This is a genomic window from Rhodococcus sp. IEGM 1330 (assembly GCF_033142445.1).
Taxonomy (GTDB): Bacteria; Actinomycetota; Actinomycetes; order Mycobacteriales; family Mycobacteriaceae; genus Rhodococcoides.
The window spans coordinates 389455-411347 of record NZ_JAWLSB010000001.1 but is presented as its reverse complement, the minus strand read 5'-3'; the positions used below and the strand labels follow the sequence as shown (position 1 = coordinate 411347).

Below are 21893 nucleotides of genomic sequence, written 5' to 3'. Positions count from 1 at the left end.
GACACGGGCGCGAAGGCGTGGGGGAACTGTCGAGCTACAGTGCCCCCACCAGTGCACCGGGTGCTCGTGGCTGTGGGCGGCCCGGGGCATCCGGGCGATGCTGACGCCGGAACGAACCTCGAAGGTGACGTTCCTCGGCGGTGGGACCGACATTCGGCAGCAGGCGCAGCAGTGCCGGAACATCGACACGGTGCGCAATCAGCATCAGCGTTGCCAGCGCCGCGACGAGGATCAGAGCCACGTCTGCGGTTGCGGTCGGCATCGTCAGGTACAGCGACACGAGGAGCAGCGAAGTGACGACCATGCTCTGGTATCTCATCGCGCACCTCCCTGTTTCCGACGCCTGCCCGATGGTTCGAGTCGTTGCTCAGGGTACAGATACCGAAGGGTCCGTGCACAGGTGCCAGGTATCGCCGACGAACACCGGACCGCGAGCTTCCACGCAGGGACGCACGTAGTCGGGCAGTCGCTCGAGTTCTGCGTCCGCGTCGGCCGACAACCCACCCACATAGGACGTATCGATGCGTCCGGTCTGCTCGAAGCGATCGACGTTGTGCCGTGCGATGTACGCATCCGGATTCAGAGCCGCCAGCGCGAGCACGGTCAGAACTGCACCGACTCCCACTGCTCTCGGTAGCCAGCGACCCGACATCCGCACGCCCGAGACCAGAAGCAGTACGAACACCGATCCCAACCACCACTCGACGGCCGTGACGAACAACCTGAGCGTCGTGTAGCCGTACTGTTGCTCGTACAACGACATGCGGTGCAGGGCTGACGCAACGATCACCAACGACAGCAGGCACAGCCCTCCGAGCAGGGCCCGCAATGCACTTCGATCGCGCCGATCCTCGCGTCGAGCCTTCGCGACCGTGACCGCGATGACGAGCAGTGTCAGTACCGTGACCGCGAGCAACTGCCAAAAGCCCTGCCGGGCGTATTCGGCATTGGTCAGACCCTCCGTGGTCACCACGTGACCTTGCCCGCCGAACAGCGTCGGCACCTGGAACCCGACGAACACGACGAACAGGGCCACCACCGCCCCGAGGGGAACCATCCACTCCCACAACTGCACTGTTCGACGCGGCGACGGTGCGAGGCTATCGAACCGAGGCGGATGCAGCGCGACGTAGGAGACAGCGAGTGCACCTCCTGCAGTGAGCACGAAGACGAGGGCGCGTCCCACGATCGATGCGGCATCGAACTCGGGCGTCACCGCGCCCAGTGCATCCGAGAAACGCTGGTCGGCTGCACCGAACAACGCCGCGAACACGACGCAGAGCGCCACGGTCACGACGGCCACCATGCCGATCCGCACCGGCCGAGGCCCCTCCAGATCGATCGAACCGGCTCCGCGTCGGGTCCACCGAGCCACGCGCACCGGCAGAAACACCGGTAGTAGACCGCCGAGTGCGATTCCCGTCCACGTCCAGGCACGGGAGAGCACCACCACTGCGACCACGATGGTGAGCGTCGTCGACATCGTGACGATCCACTCGGCCGCTCGCAGGGCAGACACGCTCGCCAACGCCAGCACTCCTGCCACGCCCGCCCATTCCCACCGCGAGAGCCTGCCGCTGCGCGCTGCGAGCACAACGACCACGAAGGCCAGTGCGGTGATCAGCACACCGAACGTGTTGTCCACCAACGTCACTGCACCGATCAGTCCGGCAACAGCGGCCCCGAGGAGCGCCGCACGGGGGGCCTGCGCATACCGCAGCACCGGCCAGGTGCGAGGCCCCCAAATAGAGAGACCGTGCTTCGTTCTGGGATGAATCGGAGTCTCGATCGTGGTCATGGCGCTTCCTTTTCTGTGTTTCGGGCATGGAGGGTCGGCGGCTGCGGTCCGTGGACGTGCAGTCGCGGTTCGGATGGATCGAGAAAGTCAGTGCTCGGGGATGGCCACTCTGATGTGGCAGCCGAATTCGCTGTCGAGAACTTCGATGGTTCCGCCGTGCAGTTCGGTGGCCCAACGGGCGATGCCGAGGCCCAGACCTGTTCCGCCGTCGGTGGATCCGCCGCGAGTGAATCGGTCGAACACCGCATGGCGATCGGCGAGCGCGATGCCCGGGCCCTGGTCGACGACGTCGAATGCATACGCTCCGCCGATTCGATGGGCCCGCAGCGTCACGGTGCTCGAATGGGGGGAATGCCGCACGGCGTTGTCGACGAGGTTGGTGATCACCTGTGTCATGCGAGATCGGTCGGCCACGACGGTCGAATCGCCGGGCGAGACGACAATCGACACTCGTTCTCGGTGAACGGAGGTCGCATCCTCGAGGAATTGCCGCACCGCGAACTCCTCCGGGGCAATGGTGAGTACACCGCCCTCCACCCGCGACAGGTCGAGCAGTTCGCTGACCAGATCTCCGAGTCTCTCGGTTTGGCGCAGCGCCACCGACAGCGTCGCGGGATTCGCGTCGGTCACCCCGTCGACCATGTTCTCGAGCACAGCACGCAGGGCAGCGATGGGCGTCTTCAATTCGTGCGAGACGTTGCCGATGAGTTCGCGGCGGTACTTCTCGGCAGCTTCCAGATCACTTGCCATGGTGTTGAACGCCGTGGCGAGCTCGCCCACCTCGTCCCTGGACGTTGCCCGCACTCGCGTCGAATAATCGCCCCGCGCCATCGCTTTGGCGGCCGATGTCATCTCGCGCAGCGGTGACGTCATGCCGTGGGCGACGAATTGCGTTGCGGCCAAGGACACGACGAGCGCTGCGAGGAGGGTGTAGCGAAATTGCCAACCCGCTCCGATCCAGAAGACGACGCTCGCGAGCACCAGCACTATGCCCACGACGAGCGAGACCTTGAGCTTGAACGACCGCAACGGATCCAACGGGCGCGGCAGCATTCGCGTCATCGCGGCGACTCCACGGCGTAGCCCACGCCGTGCACGGTGCGGATGAGATCGCCACCGAGTTTGCGGCGCAACGCTTTCACATGAGAATCGACCGTCCTGCTGCTGGCCGAATCGTCCCAGCCCCACAGTTCCGACAGCAGTGTTTCCCGCGAGACCGCAGTGCGCGGCCGAGCAGCCAGATAGGCGAGGATGTCGAATTCCGTTCTGGTCAAGTGGATGTCGCCGGAGGGATTGGTCACCCGCCGTTCCCGGTGATCGATCTGCACGTCACCGACTCGAACTGCCTGAGGTACGGCGGCCACCGTGCGCTCGGCACGCCGAACCAGGGCGTGCACGCGAGCGACCAACTCGCGCATACTGAACGGCTTACCCAGGTAGTCGTCCGCGCCGACACCCAGGCCGACGAGCATGTCCGTCTCATCGGACTTGGCCGTCAACATCAACACCGGGACCGGGCGGGACGCCTGGATACGGCGGCACACTTCGAGCCCGTCGAACCCGGGGAGCATCAGATCGAGCACCACCACGTCGGGATCGATCCGGGCGCACGCGTCGACGGCAGACGGGCCGTCGGCGGCAGTGACGACCTCGTACCCTTCGCCGCGCAGCCGAGCGGCAACGGCCTCGGAGATCGTGGGCTCGTCGTCGACGACGAGAACTGTGCGGCTCATGAGAACTGACCCTAGAGGGCGCACGTGGAGGAGCCCGTCGGGAAATGTGGAGGTTCGGTGAAGGTTCGAGCAGGGCGTTTCACGTCGCGTCGTCAGACGAACTCCACTACGCAATTAAATTAGGATGGGCTACCCTTCCCGATGTTAGCCAACCCTTCCGAAAGGCGTCTCGATGCGCATCCGACCACTTCACCGGACCTGGGCGGTGTGTGCGATTGCGCTGACCACCGCGGGGCTGCTGACTGCATGCTCGAACTCCGCCGACGAGGCGTCACCGATGGCCGGTACTTCCTCCGCCTCGGCGGCTTTCCCGATCACGATCGAGCACGCGTTCGGTGAGACCGTCGTCCCGGAAGAGCCCACTCGCATCGTGGTGGCCGGATACACCGAGCAGGACACGGTCCTCGCACTCGGCGTCGTACCGATCGGCGTAACCGAGTGGTACGGCGACCAGCCCTACGCCACCTGGCCCTGGGCACAGGCCGCGTTGGGCGATGCGCAGCCCGAAGTTCCGTCGGCCACCGGCGACGGCTTCGAGGAAGAGAAGATTGCGGCGCTGCAACCGGACCTGATCATCGCCACGAACGCAGGCCTCACCGAGGACACCTACACCAGGCTCAGTGACATCGCACCGACCCTCGCCCAATCCGACTCCTCGACCGCCTACTTCGAGCCCTGGGACATCCTGGCCGAGAAGATCGGACGCGCACTCGGCAAGAAGACCGAGGTCGATGCCCTGATCGACGGCGTGAACCAGAAGTTCGCCGACGCTGCGGCCGCAAACCCGGAATTCGCCGGCAAGAAGGCGATCTTCCTCCAGAACGCGTTCTACGAGGGCAAGGCGATCGCGTACCAGGACGGGTTGAGCACGGACTTCCTGACCAAGGTGGGCTTCGTCATTCCCGACGAGATCGACGCCTACGTTCCGGCGGACGGCGGCGGCCAGGCGAGCATCCCGCTCGAGAATCTGTCGGTTCTCAACGCGGCCGACGTGCTGATCTGGGGAACCGAAGGCCCGGGCGACCGCACGGAATTGGAGAAGGAGGCGGTGTACGACGCCCTCGAGCCGGTGAAGGACGGCAACCTCGTGTTCACCGACGGCGTGACGGCGGGCGCGATCTACTTCACCAGCGTGCTCAGCCTGCCGTACGTGATCGACAAGCTGGCTCCGGCTCTGGCCGAAGCCCTCGGTGGAACGACAGCAACGATCACCGGCTGACGGGACCGGTCGCCTATTTCGAGGGCGAGCGCCTGTCCATCCACATGGCTGTGGCGAGTACACCCAGACCGGCCACGGCCAGGCCCGAACCGACGGCGGCGGGTGCCGTGTAGCCGAATCCTGCGGCGATCACGGCGCCACCGACTGCCGCTCCGATGGCGTTGGCCAGGTTGAACGCGGCATGGTTGAGCGATGCGGCGAGCGTCTGGGCGTCCTCGGCAACGTCCATCAACCTCGTTTGCAGACCGGGTACCACCGAGGAGCCGGACGCGCCGATGAGGAACACCAGCAGTAGGGCGGTGATCGGATTGTGTGCGGCCACGACGAACACAGCAAGGAACACGGCAGTGGCGGCCAGGCCGACGAAGGTGCCCTTGAGCTGGTACCGGTCGGCGAGCCATCCGCCGGCGTAGTTTCCGACGACCATTCCGAGTCCGTAGATCATCAGGGCCACCGGAACGAAGGCGCGGGCGAGACCGGCGACGTCGGTCAGAGTCGACGCGATGTAGGTGTACACCGCGAACATGCCACCGAATCCGACGATGCCTACGAACAGGGTCATCCACACCTGGCTGCGGCGCAGTGCGCCCAGCTCGGTGATGGGGCTGGTGGTCGGCATCGCGTCGAGCCGTGGCATCCAGAGGACGAGCGCGGCGACGGTGAGGGCACCGATGACCGCCACGAGAGTGAATGCACTGCGCCATCCCAGCGCCTGCCCGATCCAGGTCGCCACCGGTACGCCGACGACGTTGGCGACCGAGAGTCCCATCATCACCATCGCGACGGCCTTGGCTCGCTTGCCCGGTTCGGCGAGGTGGGCAGCGACCAGCGCCGCTACGCCGAAGTACGCACCGTGCGGCAGACCTGCAACGAATCGCGAGGCCACCAACTCGTTGAAGCTGGGCGCGAAAACCGTGCCGAGGTTTCCGAGGGTGAAGGCCACCATCAGCGCGAGCAGCAGCATCCTGCGCGGAACGCGGGCAGCCAGGGCTGCGATGGTCGGCGCGCCGACGACCACACCGAGCGCGTACGCGGAGATCATGTGGCCGGCCGAGGGCTCGGAGATCCCCATCGTCGTCGCGATGTCCGGCAACAGACCCATCGACGCGAACTCCGTGGTGCCGATCCCGAAGCCGCCGATGGACAGGGCCAACATCGCCAGCTTGCGGCGGGTCGAGTGCGGTCGGTGACTGACACTCAGGCCACTCGACACCTTGCCGCGCACAGCGCTGACTCGGGACAGAGCGGAATCGGTGACAGTCACAGCAGTACAACCTTCGTGTGGATCGGGGACGTGAGCAACGAGAACGGTGGCTCGGCGAATCGATTCAGCAGAGCCCAACCGAGTAAGGGAACAGCCAACCGAACCATTGTCTTCCCCCAGGCAACTTGTTTTCGAGTCGCGGCACGGTGATTGTCCTCACCCGAGCATCTGCTCGAGCTCTACCTGGCACCGCGCGCGTGCCCTTGTTCCGGTGGGGTGCCGTCACCCGCTAAGATCTTCGCCAGGTCATGAGTGCCAGCATCGAGCCCCGGCTTGCTGGCCGGCAACCCTCCAACCGCGGTGGGGTGCCCCGGGTGAACGACCAGGCCGATCCGGCACGCGGGTGCCGTATCGACAAGCGCGGGTCCGCAGGAAGCGGACCCACTGAACCTTCGGTCCCCAAGGGGCCGAAGCCTGTCAGGAGGTTCTCTCATGTGTTGCTGTACCGATACGCCCCGTAACGCTCGACTTCTCGAGCTTCATTCGACATTCGATTCGTCTTAGACAGACTCGTCTCAGAAAACGGAGTATCACCAGCCATGACCGATTCCACCCCAGACGTCGTCGACGCCACCGGAGCACCCACCGAGGATCCGTTCACCGATCCCGCAGCCAACTGGAGCTTCGAGACCAAGCAGATCCACTCGGGTCAGACCCCGGACGGCACCACCAAGGCTCGTGCGTTGCCCATCTACCAGACCACCTCGTACACGTTCGACAACACAGATCACGCAGCCGCACTGTTCGGTCTGGCCGAGCCCGGCAACATCTACACCCGCATCATCAACCCGACTCAGGATGTCGTCGAGCAGCGCATCGCCGCGTTGGAAGGTGGCGTCGCGGCATTGTTGGTGGCGTCGGGTCAGGCCGCCGAGACGTTCGCGATTCTCAACCTCGCAGAGGCAGGCGACCACATCGTGTCGAGCCCTCGTCTCTACGGCGGCACGTACAACCTCTTCCACTACACGCTCCCCAAGCTGGGCATCACCGTCTCGTTCGTCGACGATCCCGATGACCTCGAGCAGTGGCGCGCGGCAATCACCCCGTCGACCAAGGCGTTCTACGGTGAGACGATCTCCAACCCCAAGAACGACATTCTCGACATTCCCGGGATCTCGGCGGTGGCCCACGAGAACGGCATTCCGCTGATCGTGGACAACACCGTGGCAACGCCGTACCTGCTGCAGCCGTTGAAGCACGGTGCCGACATCGTGGTGCACTCGGCGACGAAGTACCTCGGCGGACATGGAACGGCCATCGCGGGCGTCATCGTCGACGGTGGCACGTTCGATTGGACGCAGGGCCGTCATCCCAACTTCACCACCGCGGATCCCAGCTACCACGGCGTCGTGTTCGCCGATCTGGGTGCGCCCGCGTTCGCGTTGAAGGCACGCGTTCAGCTGTTGCGTGACATCGGTGCTGCGGTCTCGCCGTTCAACGCCTTCCTCATCAGCCAGGGTCTGGAAACGTTGAGCCTTCGGATCGAGCGGCACGTGGCGAACGCACAGAAGGTCGCCGCCTTCCTCGCCGGTCGGGACGACGTCGTCTCGATCAACTACGCCGGACTCGAATCGTCGCCGTGGTACCAGCGCGGGCAGGAATTGTTGCCGAAGGGGCAGGGCGCGATCATCGCGTTCGAGCTGAAGGGCGGTGTGGACGCGGGCAAGAAGTTCGTCAACGCACTCACTCTGCACAGCCACGTCGCTAACATCGGAGACGTGCGTTCACTCGTCATCCACCCCGCATCCACCACGCATTCCCAGCTGACTCCGGAAGAGCAGCTGGCATCGGGCGTCACTCCCGGCCTGGTGCGTCTCGCCGTGGGCATCGAGGGAATCGACGACATCATCGCCGATCTCGAGGTCGGATTCAGCGCGGCGGCATCTTGAGTCACAGCTGCGACACAGGCGTTCGTCCGGAGGCGGTTCTTCCGTCTCCGGACGGGCGGTTGGGAACAATCGACATCGGTGGTCTCGATCTCGAGAACGGCGCTCGCATCCCCCAGGTCACCGTCGCGGTGCAACGCTGGGGCGAACTCGCCACCGACCGCAGCAACGTCGTACTCGTCGAACACGCCCTGACCGGGGACTCGCATGTGTCCGGTCCGCCGGACGCCGATCATGCTCTGCCCGGTTGGTGGAACGGAATGGTCGGTCCGGGCTGCCCCATCGACACCGACGAGTGGTGCGTCGTGGCGACCAACGTGCTCGGCGGCTGCGGCGGGACCACGGGCCCGAGCAGCGTCTCTCCCGATGGCACGCCCTACGGGTCTCGTTTTCCGGACATCTCCATCCGCGATCAGGTCGCTGCCGAAGCTGCCGTGGCCGACGTCCTCGGAATCGAGCGGTTCGCTGCCGTCGTCGGCGGCTCGATGGGCGGGATGCGCACCCTCGAATGGATCGTGGGCCATCCCGACCGAGTGGCGGCCGCATTGGTCCTCGCGGTCGGTGCCAGGGCAACTGCCGACCAGATCGGTACCCAGACAACACAGATCGCCGCGATCAAGGCCGATCCAGGATGGCTCGGCGGTAATTATCACGACACCGGCACCTCGCCGACGGCCGGACTCGGCATAGCGCGGCGTATCGCGCACCTGACGTACCGAACCGAGAGCGAACTCGACATCAGGTTCGGAAACTCACCGCAGAACGACGAAGACCCGTGGGCCGGTGGCAGATACTCCGCACAGAGCTACCTCGAGCATCAGGCTGCGAAGCTCGTCAACCGATTCGACGCTGCGACGTACGTCCTGCTCAGCGAGGCGATGAACCGTCACGATGTAGGCCGCGGCCGGGGCGGAGTGGCCGAAGCTCTTGCGTCCACACCTGTTCCGACCATCGTCGGCGGAGTCGACTCCGATCGCCTGTATCCGCTCCGACTGCAGAAGGAGATCGCTCGCGAACTCCCCCAGTGCCGCGGACTCGAAGTGATCCAGTCGCGTGACGGACACGACGGCTTCCTCACCGAGGCCGATTCGGTAGCGAAGCTGCTTGCCGAGACGATGGAGCTGGCCCGCCTCGGACGGCGCTGACACCGCTCTTGTTCGGACCGGGCGCTCCAGCCCTGAGGTCAGTCGGTTCCCAGCGGATCGATCGACAGCGACAGAAACACGATTGCTCCGCCGACGCAGCCCAGCGCCAGCACATCGAACACGCGACTGCGCACTTGCAGTGTGCCGACACGCGTTTCCGGCAGGCACAGCCGCAGGACGGCCGCCAGCAGCGCTGCGCATCCGAAGATGAACGCGCCGCGCCGCCAGCGATCGGCCAGCACCAGAACGAGCGCGGCGAGGACGACGACCGAGACTGCGACGATCGGTAGGTTGCGCGCGACTGCCGCGCGAAATCCCGCGTCGGGCTCCCTTCGCGCGTCCTCTGCATCGCTCACGTCTGGTTCGCTCAGCTCTCGGCGGCGACGCGTTCGGCGCGCTCGACGACATTGGTGAGCAGGAAGGCCCGCGTCAGCGGTCCGACGCCGCCGGGGTTGGGCGAAAGGAATCCGGCCACCTCCGCGACACCGTCGGCGACATCGCCGCGCAGTCCGTCCTCGGTGCGGGTCACCCCGACGTCGAGCACAGCAGCACCCGGCTTGACCATGTCCGCAGTGATCAATCCGGGTACTCCGGCAGCAGCGATGACGATGTCCGCGCGTGAGACCTCGGCGGCCAGATCACGAGTTCCGGTGTGGCACAACGTGACTGTGGAGTTCTCCGAACGCCTCGTGAGGAGCAGGCCGATGGGTCGCCCCACCGTCACTCCGCGGCCGATGACCACCGCGTGCGCACCGTCGAGAGCAACGTCGTAGCGGCGCAGCAGGTGCACGATCCCGCGAGGCGTACAGGGCAGTGCCGCATCCTTGCCCAGCACCAGACGGCCGAGGTTGATCGGGTGCAGACCGTCGGCGTCCTTGTCCGGATCGATTCGCTCGAGCGCAGCGTTCTCGTCGAGATGCTTCGGCAACGGCAACTGGACGATGTAGCCGGTGCATTCGGGGTTGGCATTGAGTTCGTCGATGACGGCTTCGAGATCTGCCTGGGTGATGTCCGCGGGTAGGTCGCGACGAATCGAGGTGATGCCGACCTTTGCGCAGTCGTTGTGCTTGCCCCGGACGTACGCGGCCGAACCCGGATGGTCGCCCACCAGCACGGTCGCCAGACCTGGGGTGATGCCCTGCTCACGCAGCGCTGCCACGCGGGCGGTGAGATCGACGAATATCTCGTCACGGGTCGCTTTGCCATCGAGAATCGTTGCAGTCACCCGGTCATTGTTCCAGGTTCGGCGTCAGTAGCGGCGCACCGGTCCGATCACCACCGTCAGCCCTCGACGACGAGCCCGTGTGCTGCCGCGTACGCCACGGCCTGCATCAGCTCGATCTTCGCGTTGCGTACGCTCGCGCTCACCCACAGCGATGCGTCGGCGACGGCTCCACGCAGATCCGCCTCGTCGAACTTCGCGTCGACGGTGCGGGCACCTGCGAAATCGACCGAACGCACAGTGGCTTTCCGGAAGTCTGCGGACACGAGGTTCGCTTCCCGCATCCGACACCCCGTCAGATCGAGGCCGCGAAGGTCCGCGTTGCCGAGCGACGCGAGGGTGAAGTCGACCTCGTCGTACGTCGCTGGACGCATGCGACTGTCGACGAACATGGATCCCATCATGGTCGAGTGACGAAAAGTACTGTGCTGCAAGTTGGTCCGAGTGAAAGTGCACGATCGAAATGCCGAGTTCGTGTGAATCGATTCGGTCAGGTCGGTGCCGGTGAAATCGCATTCGGTGAACACCACCGAGTCGGTTCGAACGCCGCTCATGTCCGCGTCGCGGAAAGTACACCGAACGAACTGCCTACCGGTCCACTCCTGCCCGTCCAGTCGCGTGTCGGAAAAGTCCTCGCCGATCGTCTGTTCGTCGTCCACCTGCCCCATACTTCCCGGGCTCGTGATGGCAGAGTGAACCGGGTGTTTCGACTCATGTTCTTCGAGCCCCGCATCCCACAGAACACCGGCAACGCGATTCGCCTGGTCGCCGGGACCGGCTGCGAACTGCACCTGGTGGGCCCGCTCGGCTTCGATATGTCCGAGCCGAAGCTCAAACGGGCAGGCTTGGACTACCACGATCTGGCATCGGTGACGGTGCACGCCGACCTACCCTCGGCCTGGTCTGCGCTGGCACCGACCCGCGTGTTCGCCTATACCGCCCACGCGGCCCGGTCCTACGCCGACGTGGCGTACGAACCCGGCGACGTCCTCCTGTTCGGACCGGAACCCACAGGATTGCCCGACGACGTCCTGGACGACCCACACGTGACCGATCGACTGCGAATCCCGATGATTCCGGGCCGCCGATCTTTGAACCTGGCGAACGCGGCAGCAGTGACGATGTACGAGGCATGGCGCCAGCACGGGTACGAAGGCAGCGTCTGACGGGTTTGCTTTCGAGCGCGCTCGAAGTCATAGCGTGCGTTTCATGACTCAGACACCTACTACACAACGCACGTGGCTCGTCACCGGGGCATCCTCCGGTCTGGGGCGCGCACTGACCGAGGCCTCGTTGGCAGCAGGCGACACCGTGGTCGCGGCGATGCGTCGACCCGAACGCATCGACGACCTGCTCGTCGAACACGCAGAGTCGCTACTGCCGATCGCCTTCGATGTTCGAGACACCGAATCCGCGCCCGCAGTGGTCGAGGCGGCGATCGACCGGTTCGGACGCGTCGACGTACTCGTCAACAACGGTGGCGTCGGGCAGATCGGTTCCGCCGAGGAGGTCGACGAAGCCCGGCTGCGAGACATGCTCGACCAGCATGTGGTCGGTCCCGCCGCCCTCACCCGTGCCGCACTGCCGGGAATGCGGGCGCGGGGCACTGGAACGATCGTGCAGATGAGCAGCCAGGGCGGCCGGATTTCCTTTCCGGGCGCAGGGTCCTACTCGGCAGGCAAATTCGCCCTGGAAGGCTGGTCGGAAGCGCTGGCCGGCGAGGTCGCACCGTTCGGTATCCGAGTTCTGATTGTCGAGCCCAGCCGATTTCGGACCGGCTTCAACAGCGCCGACGTACTCGAATGTGCCGCACCCGTGGATGTGTACGCCGACATCCTCGGCGATGTCAGGGCCGACATGCTCGCGGCCGACGGTCGCCAGGAAGGCGACCCGCACCGAGCGGCTCTCGTCATCCGTCACATGGTCGGCACCGAGTCCGCTCCCCTGCGCATTCCTCTCGGACGCGAGGCCGTCCGGCGGCTGCGCGAGTCGTACCGCCGTGAACTGGCGTCTGTGGAGACCTACGCCGAACTGTCCTCGAGCGCGGACTTCCCGGGTGTACCCGAATCCGTCCGCCCGGTCTGACGGCACCGCCCGGACTATCTTCTGTACTCATGGCGACGACGGATTTGATGAAGAGGGCGCTGGCGGCCGTGGCGGATTCGGAGGCACCGTTGACCGTCGAATTGGTGCACGAGCTGATCGAACCCGGAGAGCTCGCCGAACCACTCGGCATCGCCGAGGTTGCCGAGCTCCTCGATATCTCCGCGCACACACTGCGGTACTACGAGCGGTGTGGCCTGATCGAGGTTGCGCGTGACGGACTCGACCATCGACGGTACGACGACGCGGCCGTCCGACGGATCGTGTTCCTCACCCGTATGCGGTTGTCGGGGATGCCGATGCGCGACCTGCAGCTCTATGTCGAACTCGTCGACGGCGGCGAACACACCGTTCCGGCACGACTCGACATGCTCGTCGAGCATCGCGATACCGTCCGACGTCGCATCCGAGAACTGCAACTCTCGCTCGTGGCAACCGAATACAAGATCGCGACGTACGGCGGTGCCACCGGTCCGTGAGATCGTAAGGTCAGGTCTTCGACCGCCGACGGAGGCGGACGGCTCCGTATACTGCCGCTGCGATGACGGCAAGTGCCGCCAACCACGGGAGCGCGGCACCGAAGGCCAGCACACCGCTGCCGACAGCACCGGCGAGCGAGTGCCATCCGGACACGATTGCGTCCCAGAAGTTGTCCGGGTTCGCCGGTGTGTCTTGGGCGTCGGAGGTGAAACTTATTGTGAGCGTCGACAAATCGATCTGGTCCATGAGGTAGTTCTTCTGTGACACCAAACTGTCGAGCTCGCCTTGTCGGCTCGACAGAGCCGATTCCGCCTCGATGAGATCGGCAGTGTTCGACGCGGCCGCGATCAGCGCTCGGAGGCGATCCACCGACGCCTGGAGGGCAGAGATTCGCGCGTCCAGATCCTGATACTGCATGGTGACGTCGTCACGCGTGACGGACAGGCTCGTCACCTCGCCCAAGTCTCGGATCGCGTCGACGGTGGCGTCGAGCTCATCGGCCGGAATGCGTGCCGTCAGAGAGCTGCTCGCAGTGGAATCGTCGGTCTCGGGTGACTCGGTGCGGTTGTCGATTCGTCCGCCTGCGGCCGTCACGGTCTCGGCTGCGCTACGTCCGGCCGCGATCGGGTCGTCGGCGATCATCGACAGCTGCCCGGTAACGATTTCCTTGCGTTCGACCGGTGCCGGAGCCTGCTGCCGCGCGGAGTCGCCGGCCATCTCTGGCGCGAGCGCCAACCCTGGCGCAGGCACCGAACTATCAAGTGGCGGAGCCGAACTCGACGGGTCCGAAGCAGCGCACGACAGCAACACGAACGCGCATCCGGCTACCACGACCGCTGCAACCAGGGTGCGAGAAACCGGACTTCTACGACGATTCATCCCCGGATGCTAGCGGCACCGTTACACAAACCGCACCTGCTTGCTGCCATGGACTCGCGGGGCGGGGTACCGTGTGCCGCACCGGCCCGTTTCGCTCGTGAAGGAGCATTCTTTTGTTCTCTGTTTCCCTGCCCCGTCTCTCGTCCTCCAACTCCTCCTCCGCGCGCACGTCCAGTCGGTTCGGTAGTCGAATTGCCCGCACCGCAGCAATATTCGCTATGGGCTCGGGATTGACGGTTGCAGCCCTGTCGGGCACGGCCACTGCGTCGGCGGCCCCCGTCAACTGCGTGTCTCCGCCTTCGGCCAACGACATCCAGGTCGACGACACCGCGAGCTGCGGAGCCACCTCGAACGGCACCGGACGGGCCACCGCAGGTGCTGCCGACAGTGGCACCGCAGTCAGCGTCAACGACGGACCCGGCGCGACGACCACCTACGCCAACGGGTACGGCGTCGCCCTCGGAGCGAGCAAGAACGCAGGGACGGCCTACGCACTGGCACTCGGCGGCGGAATCGCTCACTCGTGGGCCGACGCCGGACAGACGACTCTCGCAGTCGCCGGGTGGGGATCCGGCGCTACCTCGGAGGCTCAGGGCGTCGATTGCGTCGGCCCCCTGTCGCTGGCACTGAACCTCACGAGCGGCCAGTTCTGCGTCCTCGGTAGCTGATTGCCCGGTTGCACAACACGAATCCAGTCGAACGGAGCCGATTACCCCGACACGAACTCGTCGAGGTAATCGGCTCCACCTACATACACGGTGTGACCGGACCTCTCGATCGGCGTGACGACTGCCGCCGCCGCCTGCCCCTCCCTCACGAATTCGAACTGCTGCGATAGAGCGCGAATGAAAATGGCGGCAGCACCCCGACAATCGATGATGGCGGTACTACTCGATCTCCTTGGACAGCGATGGAACATGCGCATCCTCTGGGAGCTGCGGAGCGGACCGCTGGGCTTTCTCGAACTCAGGCGACGCACCGACGACATCTCGTCCAGCGTGCTCGCCACGCAACTGCGCACCCTCCTCGACGCGCGCGTATTGATCAAGGACTCCGACGGCTCCTATTGCCTCACCGAAGTCGGTGATGAGTTGGGGCCGGCACTCGAACCGCTCTGGCAATGGGCACAACGATGGAACGAGGGCACAGACCCAGCCGATCTCCGCCCCTGACCAGACGAGTCAGTCCCCCCCGAAGTGCCTTTCCGTTCTTGTCGGTGGCCCGGGTTAGTCTTCACCTCGTTCGAACGCATGTTCTGAAATGTTGCTCACCGGGGGGTGAAATATGGGTGCGGTACCGACTGTGTCGCTGGAGGCGTTGACCGCTGCCGCGCGTGAGGAGAATCGGCACGCGGCCCTCAAGATCACCGCCTGCTACCGCGTGCATTGCGACTGGATCGCACGCGACACCAAACACAAGCACTACAGCCGGTACGGGCGCACGGAGATGGCACTCGCGTTGGGCTGTTCGGCGACGGTCGCCGAAGCGTACGTCTCGGTTGCAGTCGCCCTGCACACCCGGCTGCCGCTGGTGCGGGCGGCGTTCGAGACCGGCGAGATCGACCTCGCCCGGGTGCGGACGGCATGCCGGATCCTCGACAACCTCTCCGACGCCATCGTGACGTTGGTCGAGAAAGACGTGGTCGAGGCAGCGCGACGTAACTCGCCCGGCCCCCTCGAGAAAGAGATCTGGGACATCCTGCTGCGCGTCGCCCCCGAGGAAGCGGCAGCATTGCGGGAGTTCGCGAAGAAGTTCCGGACCGTCACCTACAGTCCCGCCGGGGAGTTGGCACGGATCCGGGCGGAGTTGACCGCACCCGAAGCCGCCGCCGCATGGCAGCTGCTCGAGGAGATGGCCGACACCCTCTGCCCGAAAGACCCGCGCGGTAAGAAAGAACGCCTGTGCGATGCGTTCATGGCCCGCATGCACGGCGAACCCCGCCTGGCGTGCCTGTGCCAACGCGAGGATTGCCCCAAGGCGGGTGCGGTGCTGCCGGATCGGCGGGTGCCGTTGACGATGATCACCGTCGACATCGCGACCCTGATCGGACTGTTGGCGAATCCTGCGTATCTGGCCGGGCACGGATCCATCGACCCGGAACTTGCGCGGGAGTTGACGCGCAACAGTCACTGGCAGATCCTGCTCACCGAAGCCGTCACCCTCGCCGAATCCCTCGGCCTCGCCGTGCAGAACCCGGAGACCGGGGAATGGGAACGAACACCGACAGACCAGAAGCAGAAGTCGGACTCGGGGTCGGGTCCGGCGAACGACACGGACACGGCATCAGCGACGAACACCGACTCGGCGGCATCAACGGCATCAACGAACACCTGCTCGGCAGCACGCGAGGCCGAGACTCACACGCCCACAGACGCAGACAACAAATCCGGTACTTCCGCCGACACCGATGCGACCACCACCTCGACAACGGAACTGGCGAACGAATCCGCCACAAGCAGTGACCCCGACACCGAATCAATCACCGCACCATCGCCGACCCCCGCACCGTCCCCGAACAGCGGAACGGTAACGACAACGACAACGGCAACCGCATCAGCGACGGCGACGGCGACGGCGACGGACTCTGCTTCCGGTCCGGAAGCAGAGTCCGACCGTGGCTCCGATCCCACACCATCGCATGCAGCATCGGCCCGAGGTGCAGTGCGAGCGCCTGGTTCGACACCCGCCCCGACCGGCGAATCACCTCGAACACCGGATCCAGCACAAGCACCTGCGCCGATGCCGGAGCCCAGCACTGCATCCGATCGAACCGAAACCCACACTGCTCCAGATCAACCCGAGCGAACCACGACAGTCACTCCGACACCGACAACTGGACCACCACCGACAACAGGCCCCACGCAAGGAAGAGCCCTCTCGCCGGAACCGGGAACAACGACATCACCGACTCCGATGGAAGGTCAGACGGAGGGTCAGACGGAGGACACCCCTGCCCATCCAGCGGCAGATCCAGCTCCACCCGACTCCGACGGAGGCGAAGACAGACCACGACGTACACAATCACTGACATCCGCCGCATCCCTGTTCTGCACCCACACCCCAATCGGCAGGGGCACACGGCACAGCTCTGCCCTCGACGTCTCTGCCCTCGACCTCTCGACACTGAACCGCGCCGCCCCGAATCGCGCTGCCCCGAATCAGGCAGGCCTCGGCCGTTCGAGCAACCGCACCGGCTGTACAGCCAGTAGCCTCTACCTCGGCAACGCATCCCTGGCTGCAGCGCTCGAAGCCGCCATCGCCGCCGACCCCACCCTCGCCCGATCAGTACCCCGCGACCCACTCACCGACCGAGCCCTGATCTACCGACCCGACACCCTCACCACCGCCGCCGTCCGACTCCGCGACAAACACTGCCGCTTCCCCGGCTGCCACCGACCCGCCACACACTGCCAACTCGACCACATCACCCCCTTCGACCACACCAACCCCCTCGGCGGCGGCTGGACCACCGTGGGCAACCTCCAATGCCTCTGCGAATACCACCACACCGTCAAAACCGCCGGCTACTGGAAAGCCGTCATGCTCCCCGGCGGAGCCATCCTCTGGAAATCGACATCCAACACCACCCGAATCACCCTGCCCACCAACGGAACGACAGTCCCCATCCTCGGCAACGACCTCAGACCACACATCCCCACCCAACCAAAACGATCCGGCATCATCGCCTACCCCGAGCCACCCGGCAACCAGAAGTCGGAATCAGAGCCAGATAAGCAAGACACCGACACCCCGCCCTTCTGAAGATCGGACTTTCGCGGAGGACTGCGGACCCGCGTCGGCGCTCGCGCCAAGGTCGGGAAGCCGAACCGAGGTGCACGAACTCGATGGACCGTCGAGCCTTGGCCGAATGTCGACGTCGGTCCACGCGGCCTGCAGAATGGTCGTCGCTCGTCGACCGGCATACTCGAGAAATGAGCAATCCACGTGCAACCGCTCGCCCTCGAGCACTGTCGTTGCACGGCCGCATCCGAGTGTTGACGATGAGCGTGGCAGCCCTGGCGGTCGCAGTAAGTGCTCTCGCGATCTATCTCGTCGCGGAGCAGGCCCTCCGCTCACAGATCATCGACCGCGTCGAACGCAACAGCGACGCCATCATTGCCAGCGCAGCCTCCGGCGTTCCGGCCGATCTCTTCGGCTTCGGCATCGAGGACACTGAGGGAACCGCGGTGAAGGTCGCCTTCGCGACGAGCGACGGGACTCTGGTGACGTCCACGAACGGCTCCGAGCCGTTCACCAATTCCGACGGCGTTCTGGACGATGAGGAAAAATCGGTCATCGAGGGCGACGCCGATCAATCCCTCCGCGAGGCGCGGGGCTATTACATCTCGGCCAAGCGCACCGATTCCGGCGAAACGATCCTGGTGGCCGAGGCGCTCAGCGGAGCGTCACCGCTACTCGGCAAGCTCACACTCGCCCTGGTCCTCGTCGGCGCGTTTCTCGTTGCACTGGCAGGTGTCGCCGGTGCCGCAGTCGCACGCACCGGACTCCGCCCGGTCAGGCGACTGCGGGCGGGCACCGAACGGGTAGCCCGCACAGGAGATTTCGAACCCATCGACGTCAACGGAGACGACGAACTGGCATCACTGGCCAACAGCTTCAACGAGATGTTGGCATCCCTGTCTCGTTCGCGAGCACGGCAGGGTCAGCTGATCATCGATGCCGGCGCGGAACTGATGGAGCCTCTCACTGCGCTGCGCACCAACATCGATCTGCTGATGTCTCTCGACCGGCCGGACACTCCGCATATGCCGGAGGACCAGCAGGACCGACTGCGCGTCGAAGTCATCGCTCAGATGGACGTCATCATCGGGCTGGTGCACGACCTGGTCGACCATGCCCGGGAGCCCGCGCCTAACCCGCAGTGACGGCCGAGAACCATTCAGAACCAACGCCGTTTAAAACCAACGCCGTTCAAAACCAACGCCGTTCAGGACGAGAGCCGCACACCGGTCAGTTGTTCCGAGGCATCCCACAAGCGACGCGCATCGTCCATCCTGCGCATCGGCTTCCACATGCCGACCTCGGTCGGTGGCCCGCCGATGAGTCGCTTCGGGCCGAAGAACTGATCCCCACGCGCGTCACTATCGGCGGCCGCAACCAATCCCGGCCGCGCTGCGCTGTCCACTGTGCCCGCAATGCCGACGCGGGCAAGAACGCCGATCAATCGTCTGCCTGCCGAATCTTTCGGTCGCCCCAATCCCGGTTGTGCCGCAAGCAGATTGGTCGGCGAAACTCCCGGGTGAGCGATATTGCTGGTGATTCCCCAGCCGCCTGCCCTGCTACGGGCCTCGAGCTCACGTGCGAACAGAGCCACCGCGAGCTTCGATTGACTATAGGCCTTCATGACGCCGTAGGAACGCTCCCAGTTGAGGTCGTCCCAATTGATGGTCCCCGACCGTGCCGCAATGCTCGTCTGATGGGTGACCCGCGCAGTACCCTTCCGCAGCAGCGGCAGCAGACCGAGGGTGAGCGCGAAGTGGCCGAGGTGATTGGTACCGAACTGCAGCTCGAATCCGTCCTGGGTGACCTGACGAGCAGGTGGCTGCATGACACCTGCATTGTTGACGAGTATGTCGATCGCCCGGCCATCGGATGAGAAATCGTCCACCAGAGCGGAAACGGATTCCAATGAAGACAGATCCAGCGCCCGGGTGGTGACCTTCGCTCCCGGTACCGCGACTCGGATCGATTCGGCTGCCCGCTCCCCCTTGGTGGCCGAGCGCACCGGCATGACGACCTCGGCACCGGAGCGGGCGAGCTGCGTGGCGATGACCGTTCCGATCCCGTCGCTCGCTCCCGTGACGACGGCAATCTTCCCCGTCAGATCGGGAAGGGATGTGTGTGCTGTGCGGCCCATGACTAGCTCCTGTGCTGGTGTTGATCGTGCGGATTCGACCTGCAGAACCCATGTTCGACGATTACCACGGACTCATCCAGGACTTCCCGATCCACTGATAAGACCGACACCCTGGATCGCGTCAGGACAGAACCTGAGTTCCCACCACCGCGAGCAGTTCCAATTTGGCGTAGCTCTCGCTGCCGGGGACTGCCGTGTACACCAGCAGTCGATGCGCTTGCTCGGGGTCCAGTAGGGTCTGGCAGTTCAGTTGCAGCAGGCCGACCGTCGGGTGCAGAAACCGCTTGGACTCGGGTGGGTGCACTCCCACTTCGCGTTTCGCCCACAGGGTTCGGAATTCTTCGCTGACCTCGAGCAGCTCGGCGGACAGGTGGGCAGCTCTCGAGTCGGGTCCGCGAAGAGTGACGATCTCGCGCAGCCCCGACGCATACACCCGAGACAGCACGGCACGCTCTTCGGGCGGATACGACTGCCAGGCCTCGGGGTCGGTGAACCAGCGATACCCCAGACTTCGCTCGGGGCCGGTGCGCTGCGAGGCATCACCGGTCAGTGCCGCACCCAGCGGCGTCTGACGGAGCGTTTCTCCGATTTCGGACACGATCTCGGCGGGCGTGTCGTTCAGGCGATCCAGAATCCGTAGCATTCCTGGGCTGATGTGGTCGCTCGACGACCCGCGGACGGGAGGATTGTGACCGGCGAGTCGGAACACGTGATCACGCTCGCCGAGCGACAGATGCAATCCCTGTGCGATGGATGCGATCATCTGCGCCGACGGGGCGGGTCCGGTAGCCCGTTCGAGTCGTGCGTAGTAGTCGGTCGACATGTGGCACAGTTCTGCGACCTCCTCACGGCGGAGGCCCTGTGTGCGTCTGCGCTGCCCCCGTGGCAGCCCGACGTCCTCCGGTTGCAGTGACTGCCGTCGCTGCCGTAGAAACGCTGCCAATTCCGGTCGATCGATCACGTCGGTTCCCTCTTTCCCGTGCGTTCGCATCGCGTCTGCAGTGAATTGTGCCTGCTGCGCGGTGGCTATTGTCGAGAGATGAGTGCTCCCTTGACCATCGTCACCGGCGGAAGTCGCGGAATCGGCGCTGCGGTGTCCAGGCGGCTGGTGGCCGACGGGCACGATGTGGTGATCGGCTATCGCTCCGACGCCACTGCTGCGGAAGCGTTGGCCGCCGAATTGTCGACCGACGGCCGAACGGTGATCGCCGTACGCGCCGACACCACCGACGAGCAGGCGGTGATCGATCTCTTCACCGCAGCCGCCGAGATCGGCGCAGTCACCGGTCTGGTGAACAACGCCGGTTCGGCGCGTGGTGTGGGGGCGCTGGTGGACAACGACATCGAGACCATCAGAGCAGACCTCGACGTCAACCTCGTCGGGGTACTGACCTGCTGCAAGTACGCGATCGCGGCGATGGCCGAATCGGGTGGCTCGATCGTCAACATCTCCTCCGCTGCCGCGACCCTGGGTAGCCCGGGCATGTACATCCACTATGCGGCGGCCAAGGCTGCTGTCGACACGCTGACGGTCGGACTGTCGAAAGAAGTTGCTGCGCAGAACATTCGCGTCAATGCAGTGGCACCCGGGATCATCGAGACCGACTTCCACCGGGATCGGGAGCGGCCACAGAAGATGGCGTCGAGCATTCCCCTCGGCCGACCCGGCGTGCCGGACGAGATCGCCGGTGCGGTGTCGTGGTTGTTGTCCGAGGATGCGCGATACGCGACCGGAACCGTCATCAGGGTGGCCGGCGGAATGTGAGTACTTCGGTCGCCACTATCGAGGGGTGATGCGGTGCAGCTTCACATCAGTCAGCGCACCGTCTTCGGCTGTGACCGTCATGTACGTACAGAACGGTTGCCGTCGCCGATCCGTCGGCGATCCCGGGTTGAGCAGCCGTAGACCGTTGTCTGCGACCGTGTCCCACGGTATGTGACTGTGGCCGAACACGAGCACCTCCGTTTCCGGGTACGCGGCCGCCATCCGTCGTTCCCGTCCCGTCGCGGCACCGGTCTCGTGGATCACGGTGAACCGCACCCCGCCGAGTTCGACGTCGGCACGTTCGGGCATCAGAGCCCTAAGCTCCTCGCCGTCGTTGTTGCCCCAGCACGCAACCAGACGACGCGAACGCTGCGAGAGTTCCTCGAACGCGGCCTGATTCACCCAATCGCCTGCGTGGATCACCACATCGGCGTCGTAGACGGCCGACCACACCTCGGCGGGGAGGTCGCGAGCACGCTGCGGAATATGAGTGTCGGCAATCAGCAGTAACTTCACCCCTC

Annotated in this window: 23 protein-coding genes and 1 riboswitch; of the genes, 11 read left to right on the top strand and 12 right to left on the bottom strand. The window is 65.1% G+C overall.

Annotated elements, in window-relative coordinates:
- Positions 1-34 precede the first annotated feature (34 nt).
- From R4P57_RS01790 to R4P57_RS01775, 4 genes are all read right to left on the bottom strand, one after another.
- Positions 35-319 (bottom strand): DUF6412 domain-containing protein, encoded by a 285-nt coding sequence (locus tag R4P57_RS01790; protein ID WP_317801178.1) that lies wholly within the window; start codon positions 317-319, stop codon positions 35-37.
- A gap of 48 nt (positions 320-367) precedes the next feature.
- Complete coding sequence (locus tag R4P57_RS01785) at positions 368-1798, bottom strand: DUF4173 domain-containing protein (protein WP_317801176.1); 1431 nt, start codon at positions 1796-1798, stop codon at positions 368-370.
- An 87-nt stretch (positions 1799-1885) separates the two neighbouring features.
- Entirely contained in the window at positions 1886-2860 is a 975-nt protein-coding gene (locus tag R4P57_RS01780; protein WP_317801175.1) for a HAMP domain-containing sensor histidine kinase, read from the bottom strand.
- Positions 2857-3531 (bottom strand): response regulator transcription factor, encoded by a 675-nt coding sequence (locus R4P57_RS01775; protein WP_317801174.1) that lies wholly within the window; start codon positions 3529-3531, stop codon positions 2857-2859. Before R4P57_RS01775 ends, R4P57_RS01780 begins: the two co-directional genes overlap by 4 nt.
- Positions 3532-3703: 172 nt before the next feature.
- Here R4P57_RS01775 and R4P57_RS01770 point away from each other — a divergent pair, with 172 nt between their 5' ends.
- Complete coding sequence (locus R4P57_RS01770) at positions 3704-4750, top strand: ABC transporter substrate-binding protein (protein ID WP_317801173.1); 1047 nt, start codon at positions 3704-3706, stop codon at positions 4748-4750.
- 13 nt (positions 4751-4763) lie between these two features.
- On the opposite strand, the gene R4P57_RS01765 is transcribed toward R4P57_RS01770, so the two are convergent.
- Complete coding sequence (locus R4P57_RS01765; RefSeq protein WP_317801662.1) at positions 4764-5906, bottom strand: MFS transporter; 1143 nt, start codon at positions 5904-5906, stop codon at positions 4764-4766.
- 352 nt (positions 5907-6258) lie between these two features.
- A riboswitch (SAM riboswitch) is annotated at positions 6259-6381 on the top strand.
- Between the two features lie 172 nt (positions 6382-6553).
- Between R4P57_RS01765 and R4P57_RS01760 the strand changes: the two genes are divergently transcribed.
- The gene (locus tag R4P57_RS01760) at positions 6554-7903 is read left to right on the top strand and encodes a bifunctional o-acetylhomoserine/o-acetylserine sulfhydrylase (RefSeq protein WP_317801172.1); all 1350 of its coding nucleotides are present in this window, start codon (positions 6554-6556) and stop codon (positions 7901-7903) included.
- A gap of 59 nt (positions 7904-7962) precedes the next feature.
- Entirely contained in the window at positions 7963-9045 is a 1083-nt protein-coding gene (gene metX / locus R4P57_RS01755) for a homoserine O-acetyltransferase MetX (protein WP_317801171.1), read from the top strand.
- A 38-nt stretch (positions 9046-9083) separates the two neighbouring features.
- Here metX and R4P57_RS01750 read toward each other — a convergent pair whose 3' ends face one another.
- Genes R4P57_RS01750 through R4P57_RS01740 form a run of 3 tightly spaced genes read right to left on the bottom strand, consistent with a single transcriptional unit; the run spans position 9084 to position 10935 of the window.
- On the bottom strand, positions 9084-9401 hold the full coding sequence (locus tag R4P57_RS01750) for a DUF3017 domain-containing protein (RefSeq protein WP_317801169.1): 318 nt from the start codon (positions 9399-9401) through the stop codon (positions 9084-9086).
- An 11-nt stretch (positions 9402-9412) separates the two neighbouring features.
- A complete protein-coding gene (locus R4P57_RS01745) occupies positions 9413-10270 on the bottom strand; it encodes a bifunctional methylenetetrahydrofolate dehydrogenase/methenyltetrahydrofolate cyclohydrolase (RefSeq protein ID WP_317801167.1) in 858 nt (285 codons plus the stop codon).
- A 56-nt stretch (positions 10271-10326) separates the two neighbouring features.
- Positions 10327-10935 carry a pentapeptide repeat-containing protein gene (locus R4P57_RS01740; RefSeq protein WP_317801166.1) on the bottom strand — a complete coding sequence of 203 codons (609 nt, stop codon included), beginning with the start codon at positions 10933-10935 and terminating at the stop codon, positions 10327-10329.
- A 33-nt stretch (positions 10936-10968) separates the two neighbouring features.
- Between R4P57_RS01740 and R4P57_RS01735 the strand changes: the two genes are divergently transcribed.
- Genes R4P57_RS01735 through R4P57_RS01725 form a run of 3 tightly spaced genes read left to right on the top strand, consistent with a single transcriptional unit; the run spans position 10969 to position 12849 of the window.
- Positions 10969-11433 carry a tRNA (cytidine(34)-2'-O)-methyltransferase gene (locus R4P57_RS01735; RefSeq protein ID WP_179273570.1) on the top strand — a complete coding sequence of 155 codons (465 nt, stop codon included), beginning with the start codon at positions 10969-10971 and terminating at the stop codon, positions 11431-11433.
- 43 nt (positions 11434-11476) lie between these two features.
- Positions 11477-12352 carry an SDR family NAD(P)-dependent oxidoreductase gene (locus R4P57_RS01730; RefSeq protein WP_317801165.1) on the top strand — a complete coding sequence of 292 codons (876 nt, stop codon included), beginning with the start codon at positions 11477-11479 and terminating at the stop codon, positions 12350-12352.
- A gap of 29 nt (positions 12353-12381) precedes the next feature.
- A complete protein-coding gene (locus R4P57_RS01725; protein ID WP_317801164.1) occupies positions 12382-12849 on the top strand; it encodes a MerR family transcriptional regulator in 468 nt (155 codons plus the stop codon).
- A 10-nt stretch (positions 12850-12859) separates the two neighbouring features.
- On the opposite strand, the gene R4P57_RS01720 is transcribed toward R4P57_RS01725, so the two are convergent.
- Positions 12860-13729 carry a DUF4349 domain-containing protein gene (locus R4P57_RS01720; RefSeq protein WP_317801163.1) on the bottom strand — a complete coding sequence of 290 codons (870 nt, stop codon included), beginning with the start codon at positions 13727-13729 and terminating at the stop codon, positions 12860-12862.
- Between the two features lie 113 nt (positions 13730-13842).
- Between R4P57_RS01720 and R4P57_RS01715 the strand changes: the two genes are divergently transcribed.
- The 4 genes from R4P57_RS01715 (at position 13843) to R4P57_RS01700 (ending at position 18615) form a co-directional block, all read left to right on the top strand.
- Complete coding sequence (locus tag R4P57_RS01715; RefSeq protein WP_317801162.1) at positions 13843-14397, top strand: DUF6764 family protein; 555 nt, start codon at positions 13843-13845, stop codon at positions 14395-14397.
- Positions 14398-14574: 177 nt separating this feature from the next.
- Positions 14575-14901, top strand: a complete 327-nt coding sequence (locus tag R4P57_RS01710) for a helix-turn-helix domain-containing protein (protein WP_317801160.1) — start codon at positions 14575-14577, stop codon at positions 14899-14901.
- A gap of 112 nt (positions 14902-15013) precedes the next feature.
- Positions 15014-17491 (top strand): HNH endonuclease signature motif containing protein, encoded by a 2478-nt coding sequence (locus R4P57_RS01705; RefSeq protein ID WP_317801159.1) that lies wholly within the window; start codon positions 15014-15016, stop codon positions 17489-17491.
- Positions 17492-17661: 170 nt separating this feature from the next.
- A complete protein-coding gene (locus tag R4P57_RS01700) occupies positions 17662-18615 on the top strand; it encodes a HAMP domain-containing protein (protein ID WP_317801158.1) in 954 nt (317 codons plus the stop codon).
- Between the two features lie 62 nt (positions 18616-18677).
- Here R4P57_RS01700 and R4P57_RS01695 read toward each other — a convergent pair whose 3' ends face one another.
- Both R4P57_RS01695 and R4P57_RS01690 read right to left on the bottom strand, forming a co-directional pair.
- Positions 18678-19607, bottom strand: coding sequence for an SDR family oxidoreductase (locus R4P57_RS01695; RefSeq protein ID WP_317801157.1), 930 nt, complete (start codon positions 19605-19607; stop codon positions 18678-18680).
- A gap of 121 nt (positions 19608-19728) precedes the next feature.
- The gene (locus tag R4P57_RS01690; RefSeq protein WP_317801155.1) at positions 19729-20568 is read right to left on the bottom strand and encodes a helix-turn-helix transcriptional regulator; all 840 of its coding nucleotides are present in this window, start codon (positions 20566-20568) and stop codon (positions 19729-19731) included.
- A gap of 78 nt (positions 20569-20646) precedes the next feature.
- On the opposite strand from R4P57_RS01690, the gene R4P57_RS01685 reads away from it, so the two are divergent.
- Positions 20647-21372, top strand: coding sequence for an SDR family NAD(P)-dependent oxidoreductase (locus R4P57_RS01685; RefSeq protein WP_317801154.1), 726 nt, complete (start codon positions 20647-20649; stop codon positions 21370-21372).
- A gap of 15 nt (positions 21373-21387) precedes the next feature.
- Here R4P57_RS01685 and R4P57_RS01680 read toward each other — a convergent pair whose 3' ends face one another.
- Entirely contained in the window at positions 21388-21888 is a 501-nt protein-coding gene (locus tag R4P57_RS01680) for a metallophosphoesterase (RefSeq protein WP_317801153.1), read from the bottom strand.
- Positions 21889-21893: the final 5 nt, after the last annotated feature.

Bases quoted from the DNA above. Each gene is read 5' to 3' on its own strand.
- R4P57_RS01695 (WP_317801157.1), bottom strand. From the start codon at position 19,607: ATGGGCCGCACAGCACACACATCCCTTCCCGATCTGACGGGGAAGATT.
- R4P57_RS01720 (WP_317801163.1), bottom strand. From the start codon at position 13,729: ATGAATCGTCGTAGAAGTCCGGTTTCTCGCACCCTGGTTGCAGCGGTC.
- R4P57_RS01725 (WP_317801164.1), top strand. From the start codon at position 12,382: ATGGCGACGACGGATTTGATGAAGAGGGCGCTGGCGGCCGTGGCGGAT.
- R4P57_RS01740 (WP_317801166.1), bottom strand. From the start codon at position 10,935: ATGGGGCAGGTGGACGACGAACAGACGATCGGCGAGGACTTTTCCGAC.
- R4P57_RS01705 (WP_317801159.1), top strand. From the start codon at position 15,014: ATGGGTGCGGTACCGACTGTGTCGCTGGAGGCGTTGACCGCTGCCGCG.
- R4P57_RS01685 (WP_317801154.1), top strand. From the start codon at position 20,647: ATGAGTGCTCCCTTGACCATCGTCACCGGCGGAAGTCGCGGAATCGGC.
- R4P57_RS01770 (WP_317801173.1), top strand. From the start codon at position 3,704: ATGCGCATCCGACCACTTCACCGGACCTGGGCGGTGTGTGCGATTGCG.
- R4P57_RS01765 (WP_317801662.1), bottom strand. From the start codon at position 5,906: ATGTTGGCCCTGTCCATCGGCGGCTTCGGGATCGGCACCACGGAGTTC.
- R4P57_RS01730 (WP_317801165.1), top strand. From the start codon at position 11,477: ATGACTCAGACACCTACTACACAACGCACGTGGCTCGTCACCGGGGCA.
- R4P57_RS01790 (WP_317801178.1), bottom strand. From the start codon at position 319: ATGAGATACCAGAGCATGGTCGTCACTTCGCTGCTCCTCGTGTCGCTG.
- R4P57_RS01760 (WP_317801172.1), top strand. From the start codon at position 6,554: ATGACCGATTCCACCCCAGACGTCGTCGACGCCACCGGAGCACCCACC.
- R4P57_RS01780 (WP_317801175.1), bottom strand. From the start codon at position 2,860: ATGACGCGAATGCTGCCGCGCCCGTTGGATCCGTTGCGGTCGTTCAAG.
- R4P57_RS01700 (WP_317801158.1), top strand. From the start codon at position 17,662: ATGAGCAATCCACGTGCAACCGCTCGCCCTCGAGCACTGTCGTTGCAC.
- R4P57_RS01785 (WP_317801176.1), bottom strand. From the start codon at position 1,798: ATGACCACGATCGAGACTCCGATTCATCCCAGAACGAAGCACGGTCTC.
- R4P57_RS01775 (WP_317801174.1), bottom strand. From the start codon at position 3,531: ATGAGCCGCACAGTTCTCGTCGTCGACGACGAGCCCACGATCTCCGAG.
- R4P57_RS01710 (WP_317801160.1), top strand. From the start codon at position 14,575: ATGAAAATGGCGGCAGCACCCCGACAATCGATGATGGCGGTACTACTC.